This is a genomic window from Mesotoga sp. HF07.pep.5.2.highcov, assembly GCF_003666285.1.
GTDB lineage: Bacteria > Thermotogota > Thermotogae > Petrotogales > Kosmotogaceae > Mesotoga > Mesotoga prima.
In genome coordinates, this window is record NZ_JFHJ01000388.1 from 1 (window position 1) to 604 (window position 604).

Sequence of the window (604 nt, forward strand, 5' to 3'; positions counted from 1 at the left end):
CTTAACGAGGCCTTTGCAAAGGGGAGGGAGCTCGTTGACCGTGGCGCCATAGTTGCACTGGCATCGGACTTCAATCCAGGTTCATGCAATATTTATGATCCCTTTTTCATAATCTTTCTAGCTGTTTCCCGTTGCGGTTTGTCTGTAGAAGAGGCAATAATCGCGTATACTGTGAACGGCGCTAAAGCCTTGTGCCTTGAGGATAGAAAAGGGAGGATCGAGGCAGGATTCGATGCCGACCTTGTTCTGATAAAGGCCGGTGATTACAGCGAAATAGCATACAACTTTTCCAGGAACATTGTAAGGGGAGTAATAAAGAGCGGAAAAAGGGTAAGATGAATATTAGGATTGTTGGTACAGGAAAACCAAAGTCAAATTTCATTGTTGAAGGTATAGAACAATACAGAAAGTGGCTTGGTGCTTTTGGAAGAGTTGATCTAGAATATTTCCCGCTTGGTGGCACGACCGCCAGAGAAAGAGAGCAAGTGAAGGAGAGAGAGGGCAGAAGATACTTGAAAGCTGCAGATTCGCAGGACAAGATTCTGCTTCTTGATGCCCAAGGGGAACAGTACTCCTCGCAGGAGTTTGCACGAATGCTTGAAAA

At 45.5% G+C, this 604-nt stretch carries 2 protein-coding genes; both read left to right on the top strand.

All coding sequences use genetic code 11. The annotated features are described in order from the left end of the window. Positions 1-339 (top strand): amidohydrolase family protein (locus tag BG32_RS08265; RefSeq protein WP_147434895.1); only part of this gene is annotated, 339 nt, incomplete at its 5' end. After that, positions 336-604, top strand: a 269-nt coding sequence (locus tag BG32_RS08270; protein ID WP_147434896.1) for a 23S rRNA (pseudouridine(1915)-N(3))-methyltransferase RlmH, incomplete at its 3' end; no start/stop codon positions are given. The genes BG32_RS08265 and BG32_RS08270, both read left to right, overlap by 4 nt.